This window comes from Mycobacterium sp. 852002-30065_SCH5024008 (assembly GCF_001665645.1).
GTDB lineage: Bacteria > Actinomycetota > Actinomycetes > Mycobacteriales > Mycobacteriaceae > Mycobacterium > Mycobacterium paraffinicum.
Map to the genome: position 1 here is coordinate 1 of NZ_LZSZ01000097.1, position 21,466 is coordinate 21,466.

A 21,466-nucleotide genomic window follows, 5' to 3' on the forward strand; every position below is an offset into this window, starting at 1 on the left:
CTTCGGCGGCATCGCCCGAGCGCTGTCGAGTGCCCCTTCATACGGTGGCCTGGTGGGCGTTGTGCCGATAAGCGACATTATGTCAAGTTGTAAGTGGTTATTCGCATGCAATGCGCGCACCGCCCGCACCACCCTACTGGCGTCATCGAGTCAGCGCCTCGAGCTGATCAAGACCGTGGCCGAAGCCGACCACGTCGTCGATCGCCGCGCTGATCCTGCTGCTCTACGGCACTCCCGTCAGCAAGATCAGTGAACTCACACTCGATGATGTCGACGTGACACCAGCGCGAACGACGATCAAAGCTCGACCCCGCTTCCCTAGCCGATCTCCTCGGCTACTCAACCAAGATCATGAACATGCACGCAGCCCGCGCCGCCGTCCCGATGGCCACCTACCCAGCGGTCAAAGCGCCACGCGCTAACCGCCACTAACTACCAACGGACGCAAGAGCGCCGCCAAAGCCGTCCGGCAAGCGCGAACGGCACGAGATCAACCGGCAATCGCGAGCTACCTGTCGACCACTCGATCGACGGTCTCGCGATCTGGCGTGCTGAGATGTGCGATCACCGAGTCGGATCGGCACAGGGTCACGCCGATGTTGGTCATCTCGGCGCGGCCGCGTTCGTAGAGTCCGGATACGGCGTCCTCGACCAGTACGACCCGGTAGTCACGCTCGCTGGCCTCATAGATGGTGGTGCGGGGACAGTTCGGGTAGTTGCACCCGGCGATCACCACGGTGTCGACGTGGTTGTCGCGGAGATGCTCCTCGAGCGCGGTGCCGAAGAAGGCACCCCACCGGGGCTTGTAGAGGATGACCTCGCGCTCGCCCAGCCGCTGCGGCCGTCCGGAAAGCAACAGCTCGTCGTCGAATTGTGCGCCCGGGCCGGGCGTTAAGCCCGGAGCTAGCAGACGTCCGGGCGTGCCGGCACGCAGCATCGGGGTTGGGCCGGCAACGAGGTGTCTGCGGGCCGGCTCGGCGTTGCTTCCGTCGCCCAGGTAGAGCCGTACGACGTGCACGATCGGTAGGCCTGCGCCGCGAAATGCCCGGCACAGACCGGCCGATCCGGGGCACAGCGGTCGATGTTCCCGCGATCTCCAGTGCTCCGCCATCGAGGGTGTCGGCTTGAACATCGATCGTCAGCAGAACTGCAGAATCGAAATGCGGTTCGACAAGGGACTGCACGCTCACAGCATAGGTACCTCGACGCGGTGAGCGATACGGCGCCAAACGAGCACACCGCAGAGTCCCACGAAACACCGAAACCGCTGCGCTAGGGTACTTCACGCGCATGACAAGAACAGGAATTAGATGCCGACCCACACGACGATCACCAAGTCTGACAGGGCTCGCCGTCCCCGCCGTATCCGTAGCTAACCTATTGTCAAGATCGCGCCCGCGGCGACGCCAATCACCGCCACGAGGGCCACCAAAATCACCGTGATCGACGCGCGGACGATCTCTTCTTCCTTGAGGCGCCAGCGCGGCTTCAATTCGACGAGAACGGTGTCCTCTAGACAGGCCATTGCGTTCACTTTTGCGGCCGCCAAAAGGACATCGTCATGCCCGTCGGCCGCGTCTTGCTCGATTTGGTCGTGCGCGGCGATTGCGGTCGTCATATCAGCCCCCCAAGGCTCGCAGACGCCGGTAGGCGTTATTTGGAAGGTCGAATGCTTCGGCCTTCTCGTATATCCAAAGATACGAGTGCGAGATCACGATTGCGGTAACGATCCTTAACGGTCACAGCACACAGTCGTGGGCCCACACTGCGCGGCGAGCCGTGTAAGCCGCCGTCAAGTTGCCATCGTGACGGAAGACCTCCCCCGCTCCAGCGCGCGGGAGGGATATGCATGAATCGAATACGGAGGATTACCGGAAACCATTCCGTTTCGGTTGCACGCCAGCGCATTTGGACTCACGTAGTGTGCCCGCAGCTCGTCTAGCCGTGTATTCGATCAGTCGTGTATGGCCTCGTACCTCAGCAGGACGGTGCCGCCCGGGAAGGTGCGGTTCTCCAACAGGCGCAGCGAGATCCATGACGGCAGTGTGGGGAAGAACCGGGTGCCGCCGCCCACGGCGGTGGGCGTGACCACGATCCGGTACTCGTCCACCAGTCCGGCCTGCACGATCGGTGCGGCCAGCGTCGCGCCGCCCACCTCCAGCCTGCCGTCGGTTTCGGCTTTCAGCTTCGTTACCACCTCGACCGGGTCGCCGTGTTCCAGGCGGGAGTTCCAGTCGACGGACTTGAGAGTGCGCGAGAACACGACCTTGGGCATGTCGCGCCAGATGTGGGCGAAGTCGACGATCAGAGGGGTCGCGTCCGGGGCCTTGTCGGCGGTCGGCCAGTACGAGGACATCAGTTCGTAGAGCCGGCGCCCGTAGAACGCGCACGCGGTCTCCCGCTCGAAGTCGTTCCAGTATTGGTGCAGTTCTTCGCTCGGATCGCTCCAGTCGATGTTGCCTTGCGCGTCGGCGATGTACCCGTCCACCGACACGTTGAAGCCATAGATGAGTTTGCCCATGCAGATCAGACTGCACCGGAGGGCGAAACTCATCGCGACGCCACATGGCACACCACAATATGCAGTGATCGAATATGGCGGGTTACCAGTAAAGCCTTCCATGTTCATCAGTTTCACAACAGTTTTCAGATGTCGAGGATGAAACGTAGTGCGTGGTCAATGGCCTGTATCTGTTCGGGGCCAATCACTCTCTTACGAGATGAGGCGGTCATCGCGCACACTAAGACACGCATCCGACGCTTGGAGGACCGATGCTGGAATGAGCCCTGTCGCCGAATTCGACTTCATCATCGTGGGAGCAGGTAGCGCGGGCTGCCTGCTCGCCAATCGGCTCAGCGCCAACCCTGAGCGACGGGTGCTCTTGATTGAGGCCGGCGGCAAGGATGATTGGTTCTGGATCAAGGTGCCGGTGGGCTATCTGTACACGATCGCCAACCCCCGCACCGACTGGTGCTTTACGACCGAGGCGGACCCGGGCCTGGCCGGCCGCAGCATCCACTACGCGCGCGGCCGGGTGATCGGCGGCTGCTCGTCGATCAACGCCATGATCCACATGCGCGGACAGGCCAGCGATTACGACCTGTGGGCACAGGCCACCGGCGACGAGCGCTGGCTCTGGGGTAGCCCGGACAGTCCCGGCGAGACACTGGCGATCTACAGAAAGTTGGAAAACTTCTTCGGCGGAGCCGACGACTGGCACGGGGCCGGTGGTGAGATCCGCGTCGAGCTACCACGGGTGCGCTGGAAGATCTTGGACGCCTGGCAGGCCGCCGCCGCCCAGGTGGGCATCTCCCCGATCGATGAATTCAACCTGGGCGACAACGCCGGCTCTGCGTACTTTCACGTCAACCAACGGCGTGGCCGTCGCTGGTCGATGGCCGATGCCTTCTTGCATCCGATCACCCATCGGCCGAATCTCACCGTCTACACGCAAGCTCAGGCCTTGCGGCTCTTGATGGATGACCAGGTGTACGAGGATCAGCGTCGGGGCGCCTGGACCACGGCGCAGCACCGCATCGCCGGTGTGCGCCTGCTCAAAGGCGGCCAAATCGTCGATGTCCGGGCACGCCAGGAGGTGATCCTGAGCGCCGGAGCTATTGGGTCGCCACATCTGATGCAGGTCTCGGGTCTGGGCCCGGCGGGACTGCTCACCCGGCACCAGGTGCCGGTGGCCGTCGATCTGCCAGGAGTGGGCGAAAATCTCCAAGACCACTTGCAGATTCGCACGATCTACCGGGTCCGGGGCGTCCCGACAGTCAACACGCTGTATCGGAATTGGATCAGCCGTGCGGGCATGGGTCTTCAGTATCTGTTGTTTCGATCGGGGCCCATGACAATGCCGCCTTCCACCCTGGGGGCTTTCGCCAAGAGCGACCCCGCGCTAGCCAGTGCCGATTTGGAGTGGCATGTGCAGCCCCTGTCCTTGCCGAAGTTCGGCGAACCCCTGCACCCCTTCGGAGCGATCACTCCCTCGGTGTGCAATCTGCGACCCACCTCGCGTGGTTATGTGCGCATGGCCAGTGCAGATCCACTGACCAATCCGAAGATCTTGTGCAACTACCTGTCGACCGACGCCGATCGCCAAATAGCGGTGACCGGCCTCCGGATGACCCGGCAGATCATGGCAGCGCCGGCGCTCACCCGCTACGGTCCGCAGGAGTTGCTTCCCGGCCCGCAACTGGTGAGCGACGACGAGCTGCAGCAGGCGGCCGGTGAACTCGGTACGACCATTTTTCATCCGGTGGGCACCTGCGCGATGGGGGCCTTCGACGCCCGCGGTCTGCCGCGGTCGGCCGCCACGGTGCTCGACACCGACTGCCGCGTGTACCGGGTGGCCGGCCTTCGAGTGGTCGATGCTTCGGCAATGCCCAACATCATTTCCGGCAACACCAACGCGCCGACCATGCTCATCGCCGAACGTGCAGCGCGGGCGATCGTGGAATAAGTCGGTTAACGTCGCCCAAGCCGCTCCCCTGCGTCGCGCGACCTGCGTCTGCGCGCCTCCTTGAGGAGCAATACGCACAAAATCGAATATGCAGACTTACCAGTAAGAGGAAGAGTTGCTTTCCAACGTGTTTTGTTGCAGCGCAGCATGATTCGGGCTAGAGCCCGGATGGTACGGCCTTGCCGTTTACCGTCACGTCGACCTGGTCGGTCTTCGGGTTGTACTCGATCTTGCCGTGCTCGAAGTTCGACACGAGCAGATCGCCGACGGCGTTCTGGTCGCTGATGGGGAAACCCAGCGGACCTGCCGAGCCGTTACTGCCCGTGATTGCAGGCGTGCCGTCCGGGGCGCGTGGGATATTCCAGGCCTCCCGGATTTTGCCCAGGGTGATATACGCGGGAGTGCCGGCCTCGCCGTTCTTGGCGGTGATCACGCCGCCCTGGAACTGCTGGAATACCAGGCCGCTCTCCCGTGTCCCGGCGTTGCGGTCACCCGTCAGCGGCTTGCCGAGAGCCTTCTTCTGATCCTCGGTTGCCGACGAGTACTTGGCAGCGATCGGGCCGGTCAGGGTCACCTCGACGTCCCGCTCCCCGATGATCTTCACCTCGGTGGGCGGCGCTGGGGTTGTCGACGTGGGGGTGGCGTTCACCCCGACCGTAGGCGGTGCCGACGCGTCGACGCTCTTGCCATTGCTGCAGCCCGCAGTGATCAGCACGACGGCGGCCAGGCCGACGACTGCCGCGTGGCGGTAAGCGATCGTTCTCATGAGCTTCCTCTCGCGTCTTCCTGTGGTGTGGATCAAGTTGCGGCTGACCTCGCCCGGTCGGGACCATGACCGAACCAACGTTGTGCTCGCGCCGGCCAACGCTCGTCCCCCTGTTTTTGCGCGCCGCCCAAGCCACCCTAAGGCACTGCTTGATACCGGGCTCGTGACCCAAAGGATCACGAAAGTCATTGGGCTACGTCGTCAATCTGGCACCATGGGGTTTTCGGGCCACACGGCACAGCAGGTCGTCAGCGCCAACGGCGAGAGATGGGCCCACCTGTTCCCAGCGTCAGCGTTCGATTACGGTCAACGAGCCATGGTTGAGGTCGTTGGTGACGTAGGCGAAGTGCGTGTTTGGGTCGACGGCGATGGCGAGCGGATTGTCTCCGACGGCAAGGATTTCGGTGACGATGCGCTTGGTGGTGTCGATCACCGACACGGAAGCGCCGCTGTAGTTGGCCACGTACGCGGTGTTCGTCGGCGGGTCCACCGCCACACCCGCGGGGCGCTGCCCGACGGGCACACTCGCGGTGACGCCGAGGGTGGTGGTGTCGACCAACGATACCGATGCATCATCCCCGCTGGCGATATAGGCGGTGTGCGATGCGGTGTCGATGGCGATACCGGCCGGGTGAACGCGAAGCGCGACGGAACCGATGACGGTTCGGTTCGTGGTATCGATGACCGTCACCGTTGGATCGGAATTGGTGACAAACAAGCGGTGGGCGGTCCGATCGATGGCTACCCGGCTTGGTCCCTTTCCGGTGGGCACCGTCGCGGTCACAGCATGCGTCATCACATCGATGACCGACACCGATGCGTTATCACCACTAGTGACATAGGCGATTCGGGCATCCGGGTCTACCACTACCCCGCCCGGATGGCTGCCGACACCTATCCGGGCGATGACCGTGCCGTTGGCGGTGTCGATGACCGACACCGAGGAGTCGTCATAGTTGGTGACGTAGACGGTCCGGGTCGACGGATCCACGGCAACACCCACCGGGTGGCGTCCGACAGCGATGGTGGCAGTGACCGCGCGGCTGGCGGTGTCGACCACGGAGACGGAGTTGGAACCGGTGTTCGCGACATAGGCCGTATGCCCGGCGGAGTCGACCGCGACGCCGAAGGCGCCATTGCCTACCCGGATTGAGGTGGCGATCGTAGGTGGACCACTCGGCGCGGCCGGGGCTCCCGCACTAGGCGCTCCTCCCCTGCTAGGTGCCGATGGCGGCGGCGCGGCCGTCGCAGATCCCGTCGTCTGCGTAGATGCGGTCGTGGATGTGTGTGTGCGCAGAAGGTAAACGCTCGCGCCCACTAACCCCACGACCACTCCAATCACCGCGGCGGCGATCGCCCAAGACCGCTTGGCGCGCTTGCGCTTACCCACCATGTGCTGTGACGGGTCGTGGTGCCATGGTTTCTGCGCTCGCTGCGTCGGCTCGCTCCGCCATGAGGCCACTTGAGTGGGGTCAGTGTCGGTGTGCGACTGCACATTCGGGTCCGCTAGGCGTAGCGGTACCGTGATCGCGTCGCGCGCGGCGCGTGCCATTTCCACAGGGGTGGCGTAACGCTGCTCAGGGTCCTTGGCCATGCCAGTGGCGATGACCGCATCGAACGCCGCCGGCGCGCCGGAGTCAGACGGGCGCGGCGGTGGTGCCGACAGATGCCCCGCCAATTGATGCTCGATGCTGTCACCCGGATATGGGGCGACTCCCGTCAAGCACTCATAGAGCACGCAGGCAAGCGCGTAGATGTCCGAGCGTGCATCGGGCTGGCCGACTCTGAAGCGCTCCGGCGCCATGTAACGCAGCGTGCCGACCACCGCGTCGGTGCCCGTCAGACCGGTCTCGCCCAGAATGCGCGCGATCCCGAAATCGATCAGATACGCAAAGTCGCTTTCATCGAGCAAGATGTTGGAGGGCTTGATATCCCGATGCACCAATCCAATCTTGTGCGCCGCATGCACGGCGCGGGCCACTTGCTCGACGATGTGCACCGCGCGTGGCGGAGACATCGAACCGGAGGCCAGCACGGTTGCCAGGTCGCGGCCGTCGATCAGCCGCATGTCGACGAATAGCCGTCCGTCGATCTCGCCGTAGGTGTGAATCGGCACCACGTGAGGGTTGTTTATTCGTGCCGCCGCATGGGCCTCGCGACGGAATCGCTGTTGAAACGTCCTGTCCGCAGCAAAATGCGCGGGGAGTACTTTCAGTGCGACCATCCGATCGGTGACAGTGTCGTAGGCCCGCCAGACCTCGCCCATGCCGCCTCGGCCGAGCAGATTGATTAGTCGGTACCGGCCGAACGGGGTCCCTTCCATGGAAACCTCCCGAAGGCTGCAATTCAGCAACACCATAGTCCACTGATGAGATGGTTTGGGGAAACTCCCGCAACGGCCGATTCCGGACCTATTCGTTGCTAACCCATTGTCAAGATCGAGCCCGCGGCGACGCCGATCACCGCCACAAGGGCCACCAAAATCACCGTGATCGCCGCGCGCACGATTTCTTCTTCCGTGGGTCGCCAGCGCTGCGTCAATTCGACGAGAACGGTGTCTCCTCGACAGACAATTGCGTTCAGTTTTTGCGACCGCCGAAATGACATCGTCACGTTCGCGGGCCGCGTCTTCTCGACTGGGTCGTGCGCGGCGATTGGGGTGGTCATATCAGCCCCGAGACTTGCGGACGTTGATAGGCGTTATTTCAAGGTCGAAAGCTTCGGCCCTCTCGTATATCCAAAGATACGAGAATATGGAGGATTACCGGTACGAACTCCGTTACGGCGCAGGCCGCGGCTGAAGCGCCCAGCGGTTCCAGCCTATCGAGCTGTCCGGGTCATGCCCCCGGTCGCCGGCTCGGAGCGTCACCCGAGCCGCCGAGTGTGCCACCGCGATAGATCCGCATCGAGCACCGCGGGATCCCGTTCGCGAAAGACCTCTTCAGTGATCTCCAGATGCCGGATGCGGTCGAGGTGAAATCCGCGGATCCCCTCGCGCAGCCGACACCATCCCACGAACATCCACGAATCTCCCCCGCGCAGCAGACCCATCGCCTCCACGTCACGGGTGGCGTGGGTCTCGCCGTCCTCGGAGGTGTAGTCCAACCGGACGATCCGGCGCGCGGCGATCGCCTCGGGAATCAGCGAGATCGCCGCCTCGGACGGCGACGGAGCGTCGATGACGAACATCGATGCCAACGCCTCATCGACCGGCGCGAGCTGATCCTCGCGGCTGATCGCGAGGACCTTCGCCCGCGCCCGACGCGCCGCTGCACCATACGGCGAGTTCTCCAGCAAACCAAGCCCAGCAAGCACCGCCAGCGACTCCGGCACCGTGAGATTCAGCGGCGGCAGGGAGTGTTCCCGCAGGATCGAATACCCGCCCGACACCCCGTGGTCGGCGTAGATCGGAACCCCCGCGAGCTGGAGCGACTGTATGTCACGCTCGATCGTGCGCTTGGACACCTCGAACTCCTCGGAGAGCCGAGCGGCCGACAACGGCCGGCGTGATCCCCGCAGCAGATCGACCATCGCGTACAACCGCTCGGCTCTCCTCATGAATGTGAGTCTCCCCCGGTCTCAGGTGAGGTGCGTGCGCGTTCCGTTCACCGACCACACCTCGCGGATCAGCCCGTCCTCGGTGAAGTCGAAGACATCGATCCCGCCCGCAGCAACCTCCCCGGCCCGCATGTTCCACAGCATCCGGCCGTGCGCGCCGTCCACGGCCCGCGAGACCTCGGTGAACACCACATCCGGATGCTGCTCGCGATACCGATCCAGGAACCGCGCGAAACTCTCCGCGCCCAGCACGTCGTCGCCCGGGTTCGACCCATCCGCCTCGGAGACCAAGAAATGAATCCGGAAATCCTCACTGCAAATCCGACGCGCGATCTCGCTGTCGTTGTTCCACATCTCCAACCACACCGCGAGTGCGGTATCCGCAGCAGCCCAGTCCGTTTCCATCATGTTCGCGTTTTTTGTCATGCCACCAGCATCAGATACTGCCGCGACAACGGTATGTCGGTGTTTGTGTGCCAACTCGGGCGGGCGCAACTGTCGAATGCCTCAGGCACGTGCCGGAGCCATGCCGCAGATGAATCACCCGCTGCGCAATCCGGTTTCACTGCGTGCCGGCGGGCGCAGTCCGTCGATGAAGACATCGACCACGCCTGACTATCTCTTGGGTGCTCTGAGTTCCGTCGCCGGTATCTGTTGGGTGGCCGCCCAAGACGCTAGTAGCGCTAGGCCGTCGGCGGTCGGCGTACCCGCGGCAGCGGTGTAGACGTTGAGGCGCAGGTTGGGTTCGTCGGGCAGTTCCATGGACTCGACGTCCAAGTCAAGTTGTCCCACGACTGGATGGTGCACACGCTTGCGGCCGGACCGGTGCAGTCGCACGTCCTGAGATGCCCACCGTTGCCGGAATAGCTCACTGCACGTTGACAGTTCGCCGACTAGTGCGATCAGCTCCTCATCGTGCGGATTGCGGCCGGCTTCCATGCGTAACTTCGCGGCCGCGTCCCTGGCGATTTGGTCGTAGTCGACAAAAAATTCTCGGGCTGCCTCGGGGTGTAGATAGACGAACCGCGCTGTGTTCGCGGGACGTCGCGGGTCGGCCAGCACCGGCGAATACAGCGCGCGGGCCAGTTGATTCATGGCGAGCACGTCATAACGTCCGTTACAGATCCAGGCCGGTGCATCGGAGATGGCGTCGAGCACCTGCTGCAGTGTCGAGCGCACCGTCACGGCCGGCTTGGGCCGGCGTGGGCCGCTGGGCGTCCCGGATTGGCGTGCGAGGTGGAACAAGTGGTCGCGCTCGGCCTCGTCGAGTTGTAGGGCAGAGGCCAACGCTTCGAGCACGCCGTCGGAGGCGCCAGCGAGACTGCCGCGCTCCATGCGCACGTAGTAGTCGACCGAGACCCCCGCCAGTAGCGCTACCTCTTCGCGACGCAGACCTTTGACCCGACGCTTGCCGCCGTAGGCGGTCAGACCCGCCTGCTCGGGTGCGATGCGGGCGCGACGCGAGCTGAGAAACTCCCGGATATCGGTGCGTAGATCCATCGTGGCCATCCCCCTCACCGTAGGCCTGTCCCGCAGTCTAAGGGAGGCACTGCGGGTACCCCGACGACGGCGTTGAGACCTGACTTGGAGGTGTTCACGAGGGGCCGTGGGCCGCTCGCGAAGCCTTGCGCCGGCTCCTAGGGCGTACCCGTTGCGGTCGTCGCGATGCCGCCATCTACCGGGATGATGGTGCCCGTGAGGTAGGACCCGGCCCGGCTAGCGAGAAACACGGCGATACCCGCCATGTCGTCGTCGCGGCCGAGCCGGCGCAGAGGGGCCGCCGCCGCGATCGTGTCGCCGATGGCATCGAGCGTGGACGCCATCATCTGCGACGGGAACGGGCCCGGCGCTACCGCGTTCACCGTGACGTGCTGCGGGCCCAGTTCTCTGGCGAGCACTCTGGTGAGCTGATGGAGCGCCGCTTTGCTGCTGGCGTACGAGTAGTTGGGCGACTGGGCGACGTGGATGGCGGCGATGCTGCCGATGTTAATGATCCGAGCGGGATCGTCGGCAGTGCCCGCTCTGCGAAGTGCGGGCAGCAGTGCTTGCACTAGCCAGAACGGCGACTTGAGGTTGAGGTCGATCACCGTGTCCCAGGCTTCCTCTGGGAACGTTGCGAGCGGTTCGCGCCACATCGCTCCTGCATTGTTGACCAAAATATCCAGGCGTTCCGACTTCAACGTCACGAGGTTGGCGAGGCGTCGGCACTCATCGTGGCTGGACAGGTCGGCGGGGATCGCCTGGACGTCACCGAATTTCGACAGCTGCTGCTGTGCCTCCGCGCACGCGTCTGTACCGCGTGAGCTGATGACGACGCGGGCGCCTGCCTGCAGAAGGCCGCGCGCAATCATCAGCCCGATGCCCCTGGTGCCACCAGTGACCAGTGCGTACTTTCCACTCAGATCGAAAAGTCCTGTGTGCGCTGTGAATTGGTTCTCTGCCATCTTGACCAGGTTGACAGGCGTGATGGGCCCCTGGGAGACCCTGGCGATACAGGTACCGTGGGAGCCACCCTTGAATCCATAAGGGCGGATCCCAAGCCGCGACGCCTGTGCCTCGGTCGCCAGCTAGACGGTATGGAGGCTGACTCGGCCGAAGGCCTCGGGCTGCAATCGGACGTGGGTTGCCGGGGACGAGTGAACACTCGCGCCGGTAGAGCCACAGTTGCAGATCAGGCGTCTTAAGCCACGCGCCGTATCCGCTACTAGCCCATCGTCAAGATCGCGACCGCGGCGACGCCGATCACCGCGACGAGGGCTACCAAAATCACCATGATCGCCGCGCGCACGATCTCTTCTTCCGTGGGCCGCCAGCGCGGCTTCAATTCGGCGAGAATGGCGTCCGTTCGCCAGGCGATAGCGTTGACTGTCGCTACCGCCGAAGCGACATCGTCGTGCGCGTGGGACGCGAAATTCTCGATTGGCTCGTGCGCGGCTATTGCGGTCGTCATATCGGCCCCCCGGGCTTGCGGACGCGGATCGGCGTATTCGAGTCCGAAGCTTCGGACTTCTCGTAAATCCAATGATAGGAGTGCGCAAATCACGATTGCGGTAACGATCCTTAACGGTCACAGCACAGTAGTCGTGCTCCGGGTTAACCATGCTCGGCGGACGGCACCCCAGCGGCCACGGCGACACCAGGCCAAGTTTGGGATCGGTAGCGACGGGCGCGTTGTCTACTTCAACTCGAAAGCGGCCCGCCACGGGCCGCCACTCGACGGAATAGGAATCGTGATGCGACGAATCGTGCGGTTGGCGACCACCGCCCTGGTGGCCAGCGGTTTAGGTGTCGCGGGTCTCGGGCTCGCCGCAGGCACCGCCAACGCCGATGGCGGCCCGCACCGCTGGTGCCCAGGGGAACCTCTGCCGCCGACCGGTAATCACGTCACCAATCCCGTCATTTGGGACAACAACATCTGCCACACCTACTATTACGTCTACTTCGGGCAGGGCAATGTCGCCCAGAACATTTGGGACGGTGACGACCCGCCGGCGCCGCCACCCCCGCCTCCGCCGGGGCTCATCAACAAGGACAACTGCCAACAGATCCTGGGCATCTTCTGCCCGCACGCGTGACGGGACGGCCTCGCTGCCTACGACGCGACGCAGTGACACTGACCGCCCATGACACCTGCCCGTCCCCGCGGTTGTCAGAGGCCAGCTGATTACCGATGACCTGGCTCCGCGCCGCGCGATCAACGACTAGGTTGATCGCGTGGCCGCAAACAGTTTCCGTACCCGCAGGACCGCCCGGCGGTTGCTGGCGATATGGTGCGTGGCCGTGACCGCGGCCGGTCTGTTCGTCGCGTGGCGCATCGATGAGCGGACGCAACCCTGTTGGGCTGTACGGCAATTCATCGATTTCAACCGTGACACGCAGGCCTCGTTCAAAGCCAAGACGCGGTTCGCGCCGCCGGGCTCCTACGAACAAAACTCGGTACCCGCTGACGCCGACTATCAGGCATGGCTCGACGGCCTCCAGCGGCGAGCCAATGAGGTGACCGCGCCTGGCCTGTCGGCCCACGCGCAACGAGCTGCGGCGCTGGCCCGAGAATTCATGAACGACGCCAACCAGATGAACGACGACCTAGGCAGACAAGACCCGCTGAAGGCGGAACTGCCGCCATCGGCGAAAGCGGTGGCCCGGGTTAACCAGGAGTTCGGCGACGAGATGGCCACCCTGGCCCGCGCCTGCCCCGCGTGAGCGCCCGGCAGAAAATCTTTCCGCCTCTCCGTTCTCAGTCCAGTTGACGCTAGCCAAGAGCCGGCGCCTCACGGCTGGGACGCGACGATGTCAGTCAGATCGGTGGCCCGACCGAACAGATGGCCTTGCGCCAGGCCGCACCCGGCCATGAAGACCGTCTCGGCCTGCTCGGCGGTTTCGATTCCTTCAGCAATGACGTTGAGGCCCAAGGCTTCACAGAGCCCGATGACTGAGCGATACAGCGTGAGGTTTCGTCCCGGCTCGACACCCATCGCCAGCCCGCGGTCGAGTTTCACAATCTGCACCGGCAACTCGTGCCAATAGGTCAACGAGTTGTATCCGGCGCCGAAGTCGTCCAGGGCTACCCTGATGCCCAGGGCATTGAGGCGTCTGATGGCCGCCGCTGCGTCGGCGAGATCCACAATGGGAACCGTCTCGGTGATCTCCACGACGATTCGTTGCGGCGCCAGCCCGTGCCTGGCGAGCGTGCGGCTGATGACCCGTTCGAAATCGACGCTGCCCAACCGCGCGGCACCGATGTTGATATGAACGTCGAGGCCAAGGCCGGACGATTGGATGTCCGCGCAGGCCCGATCGAGTACCAGGGCATCGAGTTCTGCCCCCATGCCGTTGGCTTCGGCCAGGGAAACGAAGGTCTGGGGAGGAATCTGTATGCCGCTCGGTGTGGTCCAGCGGGCAAGCGCCTCGACGGCGACCGGGTTGCCCTGTGGAAGGCCGACGATGGGTTGATATTTCAGCCGAAAGCCCTGTGGAGCACCACCTTTCGCCTGCCGAAGCGCGGTCGGAAAATCCTCGGCCACGGTGAACGCCGGCCGGTAAACCACCGCGGTGTCCTTCCCCAGCCGCTTTCCGGTGTACATCGAGATGTCGGCCTGCCTGAGTAGGTCATCGGAGGTCCGAGGCAGGCCGTCACATCCGGGACTGACCAGGCCCATGCTGGCGCGCACCCGCACCGACGTGCCGTGTAGCGAGAAAGGGCTGCGAAGCGCTACCCGCAGTTGGTCTGCGACCAGTTCGGGTGCCTCCACGACACCGGTGATGAGGATGGCGAACTCGTCTCCCCCGACACGAGCCAGTGTGTCGTCGGCGCCAAGGCAACTCCTGAGCCGCGCGCTGATCGCGCATAGCAGTTCGTCACCGGCGGCGTGCCCGAATCGGTCGTTGACCTCTTTGAAATCGTCGATGTCGACGAAGATCAGCACGAAAGGTCCGTCGCGTATCGCATCGTCCAGCCGCTGCGCCAAGAACAATCGATTGGGTAGGTGGGTCAACGGGTCGTGGTGAGCCTGATGGGCGAGGCGACGTTTGGCGTCGATGAGTTGTTCGGTGAGCATCCGCTGCACGCGCATCGCCACGAAGTATCGGGTCGCGACAAGCACGGCCATCGCAACGTAGGTGCCGATGAAGATGGGGTCGACCCGGCGTCCGATGAGCTCGTGGAAGGTGACGAGAGCGGTGCTGCCCATGAATCCCACGTAAGGCAGCGTGAGCTGCGCCCAGTTGGTTGGCATTTCTTCGTCGTGTTCGGGACGGGCGCGTGGAGGAAAATCGAGCAAACTCCATGCGATCAGCAACGGGGCAATGACGAATCCGGTGCCGATCCACAAGTCCAGCTGCGCCACTCCGACGCTGCGAAGGTAGGCCAGCAGCCGGTCCGAAGACGTCAGGGTTATCACCGCGGCGGCAAGCAGCATGTAATTCGCCCGGCCCGGCCGATCCGGTGGATACCACATCGCCACCAGAAGCGCGCTCACCACCACGACGAGCTCGACCACCGCGATACCGGTTACGACTGCGGTGTTGGTCGACCTCGGCAGCGCGGCTCCGTGCATGGCCCCCAACCGGGCGACATAGACCAGGTGGAAGAACGCCAGTGTCGCCAACAATCCATCAAGGCCCGCGGTGATTACCCTCTGCCGTCCCTGCAGCCACGTTCGCGCCGACGCTCGGTGGCCGGACCGTACCAGCAGAAGTATCGCCGCACCGAACAGCAGTCCGGCAACGAAATAGCCGACCACCGCTGACGACGGCGCGGTCGCGCCGCTATCGGCCGCCCGGACTCGCTGAGAGAGGGTCTCAGCGGCCAGGAAGGTGGCGATGGCCGCCAGAAGGGTCACTCGCCACCACCGAGCCGGGCCGGCCACCCGCCGAACGACAATCAGCCCGGCGAGCAGCGCGACAACGCACAGGGCCGCTTCGAGAACGAACTGCACCCGCTGTGCCGTCGCCACTCCCCACGGCCCGAGCGCGTTGAATTCTGCCGCAGCAACGACGACGGCAGACAGCCCGTAACCCATGCGGCGACTCAGAAACCGCAACGCGCCCCCTCCAGCCCGCGTGACGTGTAAATCTTGGCAGAACAGGACGGCACCGGGACCGTTATCGCTCATGCCGGAGAAACGTCAGCGACTTTTCAGCAAAGCGGAAGCAGCATCGCCTCGAGGCCTGTCAGCTGATGAAGCGATCCATTCCCGACCACGTCTTTGGGGTCGTACGCGTTGCGAGCATTACCGATCGGGAGATCGCGCGCGATGTTGCAGATGTGAGTCAGCGACAGATCCCCGCGATCTCCACGCTGCCGGAAAAACTCCCGCGGAAGAGTTCGGCAAGCCAGTGTTATTCGCTTCGAATATCGAGGATGCAGTCCCCATCACGATTACGCCGCGCACTGCAATCCTGACCTAGCCGACACCCAACCCCTCGTCTGCCGTTGCAGTGTCCTGCCAAGGCGCCGAGGTCGCGTTGGCTACACCCCAATCGCCTCGATGATGCTGAGCGGCGACACGGTGTCGACGACGCGATTCAACCGGAAACCGGCTTGATCGAACAGCCGGCCGTACTCGTCTGCGGTGCGTTCGCGGGCACCGGCGACGACCAGCATCTCGATGTCCACCCACTTGCCGTGGAAGTCCCGGTCGTGGTCGGGAATGACGAACTCGCAGAGCAACAGGCGCGCGCCGGTCCGGGCCGCGGCGCGGACGTTTTTCAGGATGCGCACCGCGTCTTCCTCGGGCCAGTCGTGGATGACGTTTTTGAGCACATACGCGTCGCCGCCCTGCGGCACTGAATCGAAGAACGAGCCCTCTTCGATCCGGACCCGGTCATCGACACCGTGCTTGCGAAACAACTCAGGGGCGCCGGCCACGACCTCCGGAAGATCGAACAGCACGCCGCGCGAATTGGGAGCCGTCTCGAGGATCGCCGCCAACAGCCGACCGTGTCCGCCGCCCACATCGACGATCGTGCCGAACGCACCGAAGTCGTAGGCCGCGGTCAGGGGTACGGTCGAAAACTCGGACACATTGGTCATGGCAGAGTTGAAGATCCCACCTAACTCCACTTCGTCGGCCAGGTACTCGAACGCCGGTTTGCCGCGAAGCTCCGGGAGCACCGGATTGCCGGTTCGAATCGCGTCGGTCAGGTGGCTCCAGTGCTCGCGATGCTGCGGCGAGCCGACCCACCGCGCCATCCCCGCCATTGACACCGGCGCGTCGGTGCGCAGCGTGTCCGCGAGTGGGGTGAGTGCGTAACGCCCGTCGTTACCCTGGCGGAAAATCCCGATGCCGATCAACGCGCGCATGAGTCGACCCAGAGCGTCGGCGTCGGCGCCGACACGGTCGGCCAGCTGCTCGCCCGACAGCGGGCCATCCGCCAGGGCGTCGGCCACCCCAAGATCCGCCGCGGACGTGATCGCCTGGGCCACCCACGCGTTCAAGATCAACTCCATCATCACTGCCGCTGGTGGAGCGAACCGCTGGCGCAGCCGCGACAGGTGATGGCGGGCCTGTTCAACGGCTCGCGCGACCTTGACCGGCGGAACCTTAGACGTCAAGTGACTCCCCTTCTCGTTCATAGTCGCCACAATGGACCCTCTCCGCGGGCCCAGTTCCCTCAGGCGCTCAGGCGGGAATCGCAGAGCCGCCGTTGCCGTGGCAGATCAGCGCACACACTAATGCGCCAACGAAACCCATCCGCCCAAGCGCTCCTGCTGCGCGACCGATCAATTCGTCCGCATAGGAACTATGCCCGCCTACCGGCTATATTTCAATAGTGGTTGAAATAAACGCCCGCTCCCTCTACAGTCTGACCAGGGGCCTGATGAATGGAGTCGCCATGTCACGTCTAGTCACGAAGGTCGTCGTTGCGGCGATCCTTGCATTTACCGCCGTTACAGCGACGGGATGCGTTCCGGCAGCCACTGTGGGGCCTCCCCTAGGGGTCGCGGCAGGTTAAGCCCTTGGGGTGTACCACGTTCGACGGTCAGGGCGGATGGCGCGCACGTTCCGTCCTCCCTTAGGGCACGAGCAGCAGCGCGGTCGTGATGAGCATGACGACGGCCGTGACGCCGTGGACTCCCCACGCGATCGACTTCGAGCCGCCGTTGCGGAGCACGATGGTCGCGTCGACGAGCGGAATGATGGTGGCGGCCAACATCACCCAGCCGATCAGGTGGGTCGCGCCCGCGACCATCAGGATGATGACGAACACCCCCGTGGCGATGTCGCGGATGCCCTTGACGCTTAGGTACGCACCCGCACCCGGTCGGTCCAGATCGGCGAGCACGCCGTAGCCGGCGGCCGCGACGCGCGGCGAGACGAGGAAGCGCGCACCGATGAAGATGATGCCCGCGGCTAGGAGTCCGGCCAGCGTGTAGCCGATTGTGGTGGTCATGGCCATGTCGAGCGCTCCTGGGATTCGCTAGTGAATCGGTGAAAACGGCGTTGGGTCAAGCTGTGTCATCTGAACGTCGACGATGTCCTCGACGTCGAAGCCGGCCATGTCGGCGGCGAATTCGGGGCTGGTCATGACATCCCGGGTGAGTTGTTCAGGGTCGGCGCCCGGCGGGTAGCGGATCAGCGCGACGAGTCGATTCGCGCCGCCGCTGCGCTCGGTCCACACGCCGTGGGTCGTGACCCCGAATGCCTTGAAGGTCGTCAGGTGGCGAGCCCAGTGAAGCGTCACGTACTGCTGCAGAGCTTGAGGTGATCTCAGCGTGTAGATCCTGAGCTGAAACATCGAGCCCGCTCTCCTTCAGTTGAAGTCGACTGGCTTGGTGGCGCGTCAGATCATCAGCACCACGCATAAGGTGGCCACGGCCAGACCCTGCAGCGTCGCGCGGGCGCCGATGATCGAGTCCCACTTCTCTTGCAGCGCACGCCCTTCCGATAGCCGCCGGCTAGCGCCCGCAGCCGCTGTCAGTCGCCGATTGATTGGTGCGCTCACCTTCGTGTACAGCGCAAGCCAGACCAACAGCAGAACCAGCGCGACGCCCGCCGCGATCGCCTGTGCCCAATGCGCTGCCACCGTGGCCAGCACCGCGCTCGTCGCGGTGGCAACAACCCCGAGTGCCCCGGGCACAGGCATGCGCCGGTCTCCGTATTGGTGCACGCGTCCCATGACCACGACCACGGCATCGTCGTCGACCAACGCCAAGGCCGGTCGCAACACGATCGCGCAGAACACGTCGGTCCCGTAGACCACTGCGGTACCCAGTACCGCGACGAGTGCAACGGCACGGGTGATGACGTCCAAAACCATGTCGTAACTCCAATCACGTCCTAACTGCTAGCAACGCTAACCCCGGAGCGCACTGGTGTCAATAGCGTTGCTAGCAGTTCTATCGGCGCTACAATTCCGCAGTGGACGATCGTCGTGAGCGTGAGCGGCGGATGATCGTCACCACGGGATCGGCGGCCGCATGTGGGTCACCACGGGATCGCACCGTCGCGGTTGACGAAGCTGCCGGTCGGACCGTCGGCCCCGATTTGCGCCATGCGGACGATCGCCTCGGCGCCCTCGGCCACCGTCTGCGTACCGGTATTGCCGTTCAGGTCGGTCTTCGTGAACCCGGGATCGACGGCGTTGATCCGGATGTGCGGGAACGCCTTGGCGTACTGCACCGTGACCATGTTCAACGCCGCTTTCGACGCCGGATAGGCCACCCCGGAATACACGTCCGCCGGGGCGGGCGCAAACAGGGTCAGTGACCCCAGCCCGCTGCTGACGTTGACCACCACCGGTGCGGCGGACCTATCCAGCAGCGGCAAAAATGCGTGCAGTACGCGGACTGTCCCGAAGACATTGGTTTCGAAGGTCTTTCGCATCACCTCGGCGGTGACATCGGCGGGCCCGATCACGGCATTGCCGTCGGCTCGTTCTTCGATCGCGGCGTTGTTGATGAGAACGTCGAGACCGCCGTCGACCTCGACGGTCCGGACCGCGGCCCGCACCGATGCGTCATCGGTGATGTCGAGTTGGATGGCTTGCGCGCCCACGGCCTCGGCGGCTCGGCGGCCCAGCTCGGGGTTGCGGCTACCGAGGTACACGGTGTGTCCCGCCGCCGCCAGCTGTCGAGCGGTCTCCAGGCCGATGCCCTTATTGGCCCCTGTGATGAGTGTCGTCGTCATGCCTCCACGGTGCGCCCGGGTTCTACCCCCAGCCAGGAGTCCCGTCTTCCTAGGACTGTCGATACCAGGACGGCCAATCCGAAAAGGCGCACAGTGGAGGCATGGCGACTACGGAATTCGGGCTGGCGTTGCGACGCTGGCGCGACCAGGTGACCCCGGAAGCCGCCGGACTGCCCGTCGGAGGCCGTCGGCGGGCTACGGGCCTGCGCCGCGAAGAAGTCGCGCAGCTGGCCGGGATCTCGGTCGACTACATCACCCGGCTGGAGCAGGGCCGGGCGGTCAATCCATCCGAACAGGTCATCGAGGCCCTCGCCCGCGCGTTGCGGCTGTCCTGCGCCGAACGCGCCCGGTTGTTCAATCTGGCCGGCCGGGTGCCGCCGGGCCAGGGCACGGTGCCGGCCTACATCCCGCCGGGCGTGCAGCGGATGCTCGATCGGCTACGCGAGACGCCGGTGGCCGTCTTCGACGCGGCGATGACGCAGCTGATGGCCAGCCCGCTCTACGTTGCGCTGATGGGCGAGCACATCGGCAACGAGAGAAACGCCTTGTGGCGCAACTTCCTCGGCTCGCCTGGTCGAGTACGGCACACGCCGGAGTCTCTGCTCGACCTGCAGACCGCACAGGTCGCGGCGGTGCGGGCGACGGCGCAGCGCTACCCCGCCGACCAGACCGTTCGACGGTTGATCCACGAAGTACGCGCCGGGAGCGACCTGTTCGCCGCGCTGTGGGATTCGGGCGCCGTCGCAGACCACCAGCTGGCGTCGCGCAAGATCATCGACCACCCGGAGGTCGGCGCCATCACCCTCGACTGCGACGTGCTGACCGTTCCCGGCGCCGACCTGACGATCATGCTCTACACCGCCGAGCCTGGGTCCGAGGATGCCGAACGGCTGGCGCTGCTGGGGGTCATCGGCACCCAGCTGCTCGTCGGCTAGTTCGTCGCCGCGCGCCTGCGGGGAGGCCAGGACGTCGGTCGGCATCGCCTTTTTGATTTCGCAAGGTAGGGCGTCAAATACTCGCCTGATGACAGCGGAAGTAAGTGCCGTGGACACGACCCAGACCCTCTTGAAAGTCGTTGCTGCCGCGGTGTTGTCGGTCCAGGTTGTGACCCGGTCAACGGATAGAGGAAATGTGGCCGAGGTCTGGCGTCGTGTGCGAGCACGGAGCTACAGTGGGGCTGTTGGTCGCACTAGGCGCGCGAATCCAATTTCGGCATGGGCGGTGAGAGACAATGACCGGCACTCTGCACAACGAGCATCTCCAGCACGAGCACGTGCATGGCGCGGGTTGCGGTCACGTCGCGATCCCGCATGCGGATCACGTCGACTACGTGCACGACGGTCATGTTCATCGGCAGCACGAGAACCACTACGACGAATGTGAGCCCGCCGCCCACGAGGTGCACGAGCCGCACGACCATCGGCACGGCGAAGGGTGTGGCCACGTCGCGATCCCGCACGGGGATCACGTCGACTACGTACATGACGGCTGTCGGCACGCCGCTCACGGCGAACATTACGACGAGCACTGACGCCCGAGCGTTAAGGAACCTCAGTCCTCGCTGTCGTGCACTGCTTGGCCGCCCTCCGGGGCCCAGGTGCCTGGAATCATCGGCATGCTGGGCCCGCCGCCGAATTCATCACCGGCCAGATCGGCCGGGCCCGTCGCGGCATCGGTTTCCTTGCGTGCTGCGCCGCTGTACCCCAGATTCCCGGCACCGCGTTCTGACGCCATTGTTGCCGGTTCGTCCCGGTCCGGATCGACGTCGACGTTCATGTCCATGAACTCGTCGCCGTGGCCGCGCTGCCGCGCCCGCTGGCGCAAGGACTTGTCACCCATACCCGTTCCGGCCGACTACGTCCCGGTTACGACTCGGACCGTCTCCGATTTGCCCATCGATGAGCTCACCAGCAGAGGTGAAACGAAGCGGTAGGCCAAACACGACTCGCTCTACCCTCCGTATAACTCCTCCGTCGACAGATACCGCGGACGGGATCAAAGCGGAGCTTAATGCAGGTGCGAAAGGGGCCGTGCCCAAACGTATT

General features: G+C 64.4%; 23 protein-coding genes and 1 pseudogene. 6 read left to right on the forward strand and 18 right to left on the reverse strand.

What is annotated here, in order from left to right:
- A partial coding sequence (locus A5781_RS26205; RefSeq protein WP_231990700.1) for a hypothetical protein occupies positions 1–253 on the forward strand: 253 nt, incomplete at its 5' end.
- A 255-nt stretch (positions 254–508) separates the two neighbouring features.
- Here the strand turns inward: A5781_RS26205 and A5781_RS13155 are convergent.
- The 3 genes from A5781_RS13155 to A5781_RS13165 form a co-directional block, all read right to left on the reverse strand.
- Positions 509–1,018, reverse strand: coding sequence for a cysteine hydrolase family protein (locus tag A5781_RS13155; RefSeq protein ID WP_231990701.1), 510 nt, complete (start codon positions 1,016–1,018; stop codon positions 509–511).
- A 354-nt stretch (positions 1,019–1,372) separates the two neighbouring features.
- Entirely contained in the window at positions 1,373–1,618 is a 246-nt protein-coding gene (locus A5781_RS13160; protein ID WP_067206275.1) for a hypothetical protein, read from the reverse strand.
- Between the two features lie 336 nt (positions 1,619–1,954).
- Entirely contained in the window at positions 1,955–2,521 is a 567-nt protein-coding gene (locus A5781_RS13165) for a dihydrofolate reductase family protein (RefSeq protein WP_067206566.1), read from the reverse strand.
- A gap of 259 nt (positions 2,522–2,780) precedes the next feature.
- Here A5781_RS13165 and A5781_RS13170 point away from each other — a divergent pair, with 259 nt between their 5' ends.
- Positions 2,781–4,466, forward strand: coding sequence for a GMC family oxidoreductase (locus A5781_RS13170; RefSeq protein ID WP_067206278.1), 1,686 nt, complete (start codon positions 2,781–2,783; stop codon positions 4,464–4,466).
- Between the two features lie 157 nt (positions 4,467–4,623).
- Here the strand turns inward: A5781_RS13170 and A5781_RS13175 are convergent, their stop codons facing one another.
- The 8 genes from A5781_RS13175 to A5781_RS13210 form a co-directional block, all read right to left on the reverse strand.
- Positions 4,624–5,232, reverse strand: a complete 609-nt coding sequence (locus tag A5781_RS13175; protein ID WP_067206281.1) for an LGFP repeat-containing protein — start codon at positions 5,230–5,232, stop codon at positions 4,624–4,626.
- A 289-nt stretch (positions 5,233–5,521) separates the two neighbouring features.
- Positions 5,522–7,498: a protein kinase gene (locus A5781_RS13180; RefSeq protein ID WP_369817720.1), complete on the reverse strand. Its 1,977-nt coding sequence runs from the start codon at positions 7,496–7,498 to the stop codon at positions 5,522–5,524.
- Between the two features lie 155 nt (positions 7,499–7,653).
- The gene (locus A5781_RS13185; RefSeq protein WP_067206287.1) at positions 7,654–7,899 is read right to left on the reverse strand and encodes a hypothetical protein; all 246 of its coding nucleotides are present in this window, start codon (positions 7,897–7,899) and stop codon (positions 7,654–7,656) included.
- A 198-nt stretch (positions 7,900–8,097) separates the two neighbouring features.
- Positions 8,098–8,790 (reverse strand): YafY family protein, encoded by a 693-nt coding sequence (locus A5781_RS13190; protein ID WP_067206290.1) that lies wholly within the window; start codon positions 8,788–8,790, stop codon positions 8,098–8,100.
- Positions 8,791–8,811: 21 nt separating this feature from the next.
- Positions 8,812–9,216, reverse strand: coding sequence for a nuclear transport factor 2 family protein (locus A5781_RS13195; protein ID WP_067206294.1), 405 nt, complete (start codon positions 9,214–9,216; stop codon positions 8,812–8,814).
- A gap of 189 nt (positions 9,217–9,405) precedes the next feature.
- Positions 9,406–10,299, reverse strand: a complete 894-nt coding sequence (locus tag A5781_RS13200) for a helix-turn-helix transcriptional regulator (protein WP_067206297.1) — start codon at positions 10,297–10,299, stop codon at positions 9,406–9,408.
- A gap of 128 nt (positions 10,300–10,427) precedes the next feature.
- Positions 10,428–11,234 carry an SDR family oxidoreductase gene (locus A5781_RS13205; protein ID WP_067206300.1) on the reverse strand — a complete coding sequence of 269 codons (807 nt, stop codon included), beginning with the start codon at positions 11,232–11,234 and terminating at the stop codon, positions 10,428–10,430.
- A gap of 260 nt (positions 11,235–11,494) precedes the next feature.
- A complete protein-coding gene (locus A5781_RS13210; protein WP_067206303.1) occupies positions 11,495–11,740 on the reverse strand; it encodes a hypothetical protein in 246 nt (81 codons plus the stop codon).
- 283 nt (positions 11,741–12,023) lie between these two features.
- On the opposite strand from A5781_RS13210, the gene A5781_RS13215 reads away from it, so the two are divergent.
- Together A5781_RS13215 and A5781_RS13220 are read left to right on the forward strand one after the other, a co-directional pair.
- A complete protein-coding gene (locus A5781_RS13215; protein WP_067206306.1) occupies positions 12,024–12,365 on the forward strand; it encodes a hypothetical protein in 342 nt (113 codons plus the stop codon).
- A gap of 139 nt (positions 12,366–12,504) precedes the next feature.
- A complete protein-coding gene (locus A5781_RS13220) occupies positions 12,505–12,993 on the forward strand; it encodes a hypothetical protein (protein ID WP_067206309.1) in 489 nt (162 codons plus the stop codon).
- A gap of 68 nt (positions 12,994–13,061) precedes the next feature.
- Here the strand turns inward: A5781_RS13220 and A5781_RS13225 are convergent, their stop codons facing one another.
- The 6 genes from A5781_RS13225 to A5781_RS13250 form a co-directional block, all read right to left on the reverse strand.
- A complete protein-coding gene (locus A5781_RS13225; RefSeq protein ID WP_082939327.1) occupies positions 13,062–15,404 on the reverse strand; it encodes a bifunctional diguanylate cyclase/phosphodiesterase in 2,343 nt (780 codons plus the stop codon).
- Positions 15,405–15,760: 356 nt separating this feature from the next.
- Complete coding sequence (locus A5781_RS13230) at positions 15,761–16,867, reverse strand: methyltransferase (protein ID WP_067206313.1); 1,107 nt, start codon at positions 16,865–16,867, stop codon at positions 15,761–15,763.
- Between the two features lie 440 nt (positions 16,868–17,307).
- Positions 17,308–17,691 carry a DUF4267 domain-containing protein gene (locus A5781_RS13235; protein ID WP_369817721.1) on the reverse strand — a complete coding sequence of 128 codons (384 nt, stop codon included), beginning with the start codon at positions 17,689–17,691 and terminating at the stop codon, positions 17,308–17,310.
- A gap of 21 nt (positions 17,692–17,712) precedes the next feature.
- The gene (locus A5781_RS13240) at positions 17,713–18,030 is read right to left on the reverse strand and encodes an NIPSNAP family protein (protein WP_067206316.1); all 318 of its coding nucleotides are present in this window, start codon (positions 18,028–18,030) and stop codon (positions 17,713–17,715) included.
- 45 nt (positions 18,031–18,075) lie between these two features.
- Positions 18,076–18,552: a DUF1772 domain-containing protein gene (locus tag A5781_RS13245; protein ID WP_067206319.1), complete on the reverse strand. Its 477-nt coding sequence runs from the start codon at positions 18,550–18,552 to the stop codon at positions 18,076–18,078.
- Positions 18,553–18,719: 167 nt separating this feature from the next.
- Complete coding sequence (locus A5781_RS13250; protein ID WP_067206322.1) at positions 18,720–19,421, reverse strand: SDR family oxidoreductase; 702 nt, start codon at positions 19,419–19,421, stop codon at positions 18,720–18,722.
- A gap of 101 nt (positions 19,422–19,522) precedes the next feature.
- On the opposite strand from A5781_RS13250, the gene A5781_RS13255 reads away from it, so the two are divergent.
- A complete protein-coding gene (locus A5781_RS13255) occupies positions 19,523–20,356 on the forward strand; it encodes a helix-turn-helix transcriptional regulator (protein ID WP_067206325.1) in 834 nt (277 codons plus the stop codon).
- A gap of 296 nt (positions 20,357–20,652) precedes the next feature.
- A complete protein-coding gene (locus A5781_RS26210) occupies positions 20,653–20,952 on the forward strand; it encodes a hypothetical protein (protein WP_082939328.1) in 300 nt (99 codons plus the stop codon).
- 20 nt (positions 20,953–20,972) lie between these two features.
- Here A5781_RS26210 and A5781_RS13265 read toward each other — a convergent pair.
- Positions 20,973–21,242, reverse strand: a pseudogene (locus A5781_RS13265) (hypothetical protein); the annotation flags it as partial.
- Positions 21,243–21,466 lie beyond the last annotated feature (224 nt).

Excerpts from the sequence above, each read along its gene's own strand:
- A5781_RS13160 (WP_067206275.1), bottom strand. The coding sequence starts at position 1,618 with ATGACGACCGCAATCGCCGCGCACGACCAAATCGAGCAAGACGCGGCC.
- A5781_RS13165 (WP_067206566.1), bottom strand. The coding sequence starts at position 2,521 with ATGGGCAAACTCATCTATGGCTTCAACGTGTCGGTGGACGGGTACATC.
- A5781_RS13170 (WP_067206278.1), top strand. The coding sequence starts at position 2,781 with ATGAGCCCTGTCGCCGAATTCGACTTCATCATCGTGGGAGCAGGTAGC.
- A5781_RS13175 (WP_067206281.1), bottom strand. The coding sequence starts at position 5,232 with ATGAGAACGATCGCTTACCGCCACGCGGCAGTCGTCGGCCTGGCCGCC.
- A5781_RS13180 (WP_369817720.1), bottom strand. The coding sequence starts at position 7,498 with ATGGGCGAGGTCTGGCGGGCCTACGACACTGTCACCGATCGGATGGTC.
- A5781_RS13185 (WP_067206287.1), bottom strand. The coding sequence starts at position 7,899 with ATGACCACCCCAATCGCCGCGCACGACCCAGTCGAGAAGACGCGGCCC.
- A5781_RS13190 (WP_067206290.1), bottom strand. The coding sequence starts at position 8,790 with ATGAGGAGAGCCGAGCGGTTGTACGCGATGGTCGATCTGCTGCGGGGA.
- A5781_RS13195 (WP_067206294.1), bottom strand. The coding sequence starts at position 9,216 with ATGACAAAAAACGCGAACATGATGGAAACGGACTGGGCTGCTGCGGAT.
- A5781_RS13200 (WP_067206297.1), bottom strand. The coding sequence starts at position 10,299 with ATGGCCACGATGGATCTACGCACCGATATCCGGGAGTTTCTCAGCTCG.
- A5781_RS13205 (WP_067206300.1), bottom strand. The coding sequence starts at position 11,234 with ATGGCAGAGAACCAATTCACAGCGCACACAGGACTTTTCGATCTGAGT.
- A5781_RS13210 (WP_067206303.1), bottom strand. The coding sequence starts at position 11,740 with ATGACGACCGCAATAGCCGCGCACGAGCCAATCGAGAATTTCGCGTCC.
- A5781_RS13215 (WP_067206306.1), top strand. The coding sequence starts at position 12,024 with ATGCGACGAATCGTGCGGTTGGCGACCACCGCCCTGGTGGCCAGCGGT.
- A5781_RS13225 (WP_082939327.1), bottom strand. The coding sequence starts at position 15,404 with ATGAGCGATAACGGTCCCGGTGCCGTCCTGTTCTGCCAAGATTTACAC.
- A5781_RS13230 (WP_067206313.1), bottom strand. The coding sequence starts at position 16,867 with ATGAACGAGAAGGGGAGTCACTTGACGTCTAAGGTTCCGCCGGTCAAG.
- A5781_RS13235 (WP_369817721.1), bottom strand. The coding sequence starts at position 17,691 with ATGGCCATGACCACCACAATCGGCTACACGCTGGCCGGACTCCTAGCC.
- A5781_RS13240 (WP_067206316.1), bottom strand. The coding sequence starts at position 18,030 with ATGTTTCAGCTCAGGATCTACACGCTGAGATCACCTCAAGCTCTGCAG.
- A5781_RS13245 (WP_067206319.1), bottom strand. The coding sequence starts at position 18,552 with ATGGTTTTGGACGTCATCACCCGTGCCGTTGCACTCGTCGCGGTACTG.
- A5781_RS13250 (WP_067206322.1), bottom strand. The coding sequence starts at position 19,421 with ATGACGACGACACTCATCACAGGGGCCAATAAGGGCATCGGCCTGGAG.
- A5781_RS13255 (WP_067206325.1), top strand. The coding sequence starts at position 19,523 with ATGGCGACTACGGAATTCGGGCTGGCGTTGCGACGCTGGCGCGACCAG.
- A5781_RS26210 (WP_082939328.1), top strand. The coding sequence starts at position 20,653 with ATGACCGGCACTCTGCACAACGAGCATCTCCAGCACGAGCACGTGCAT.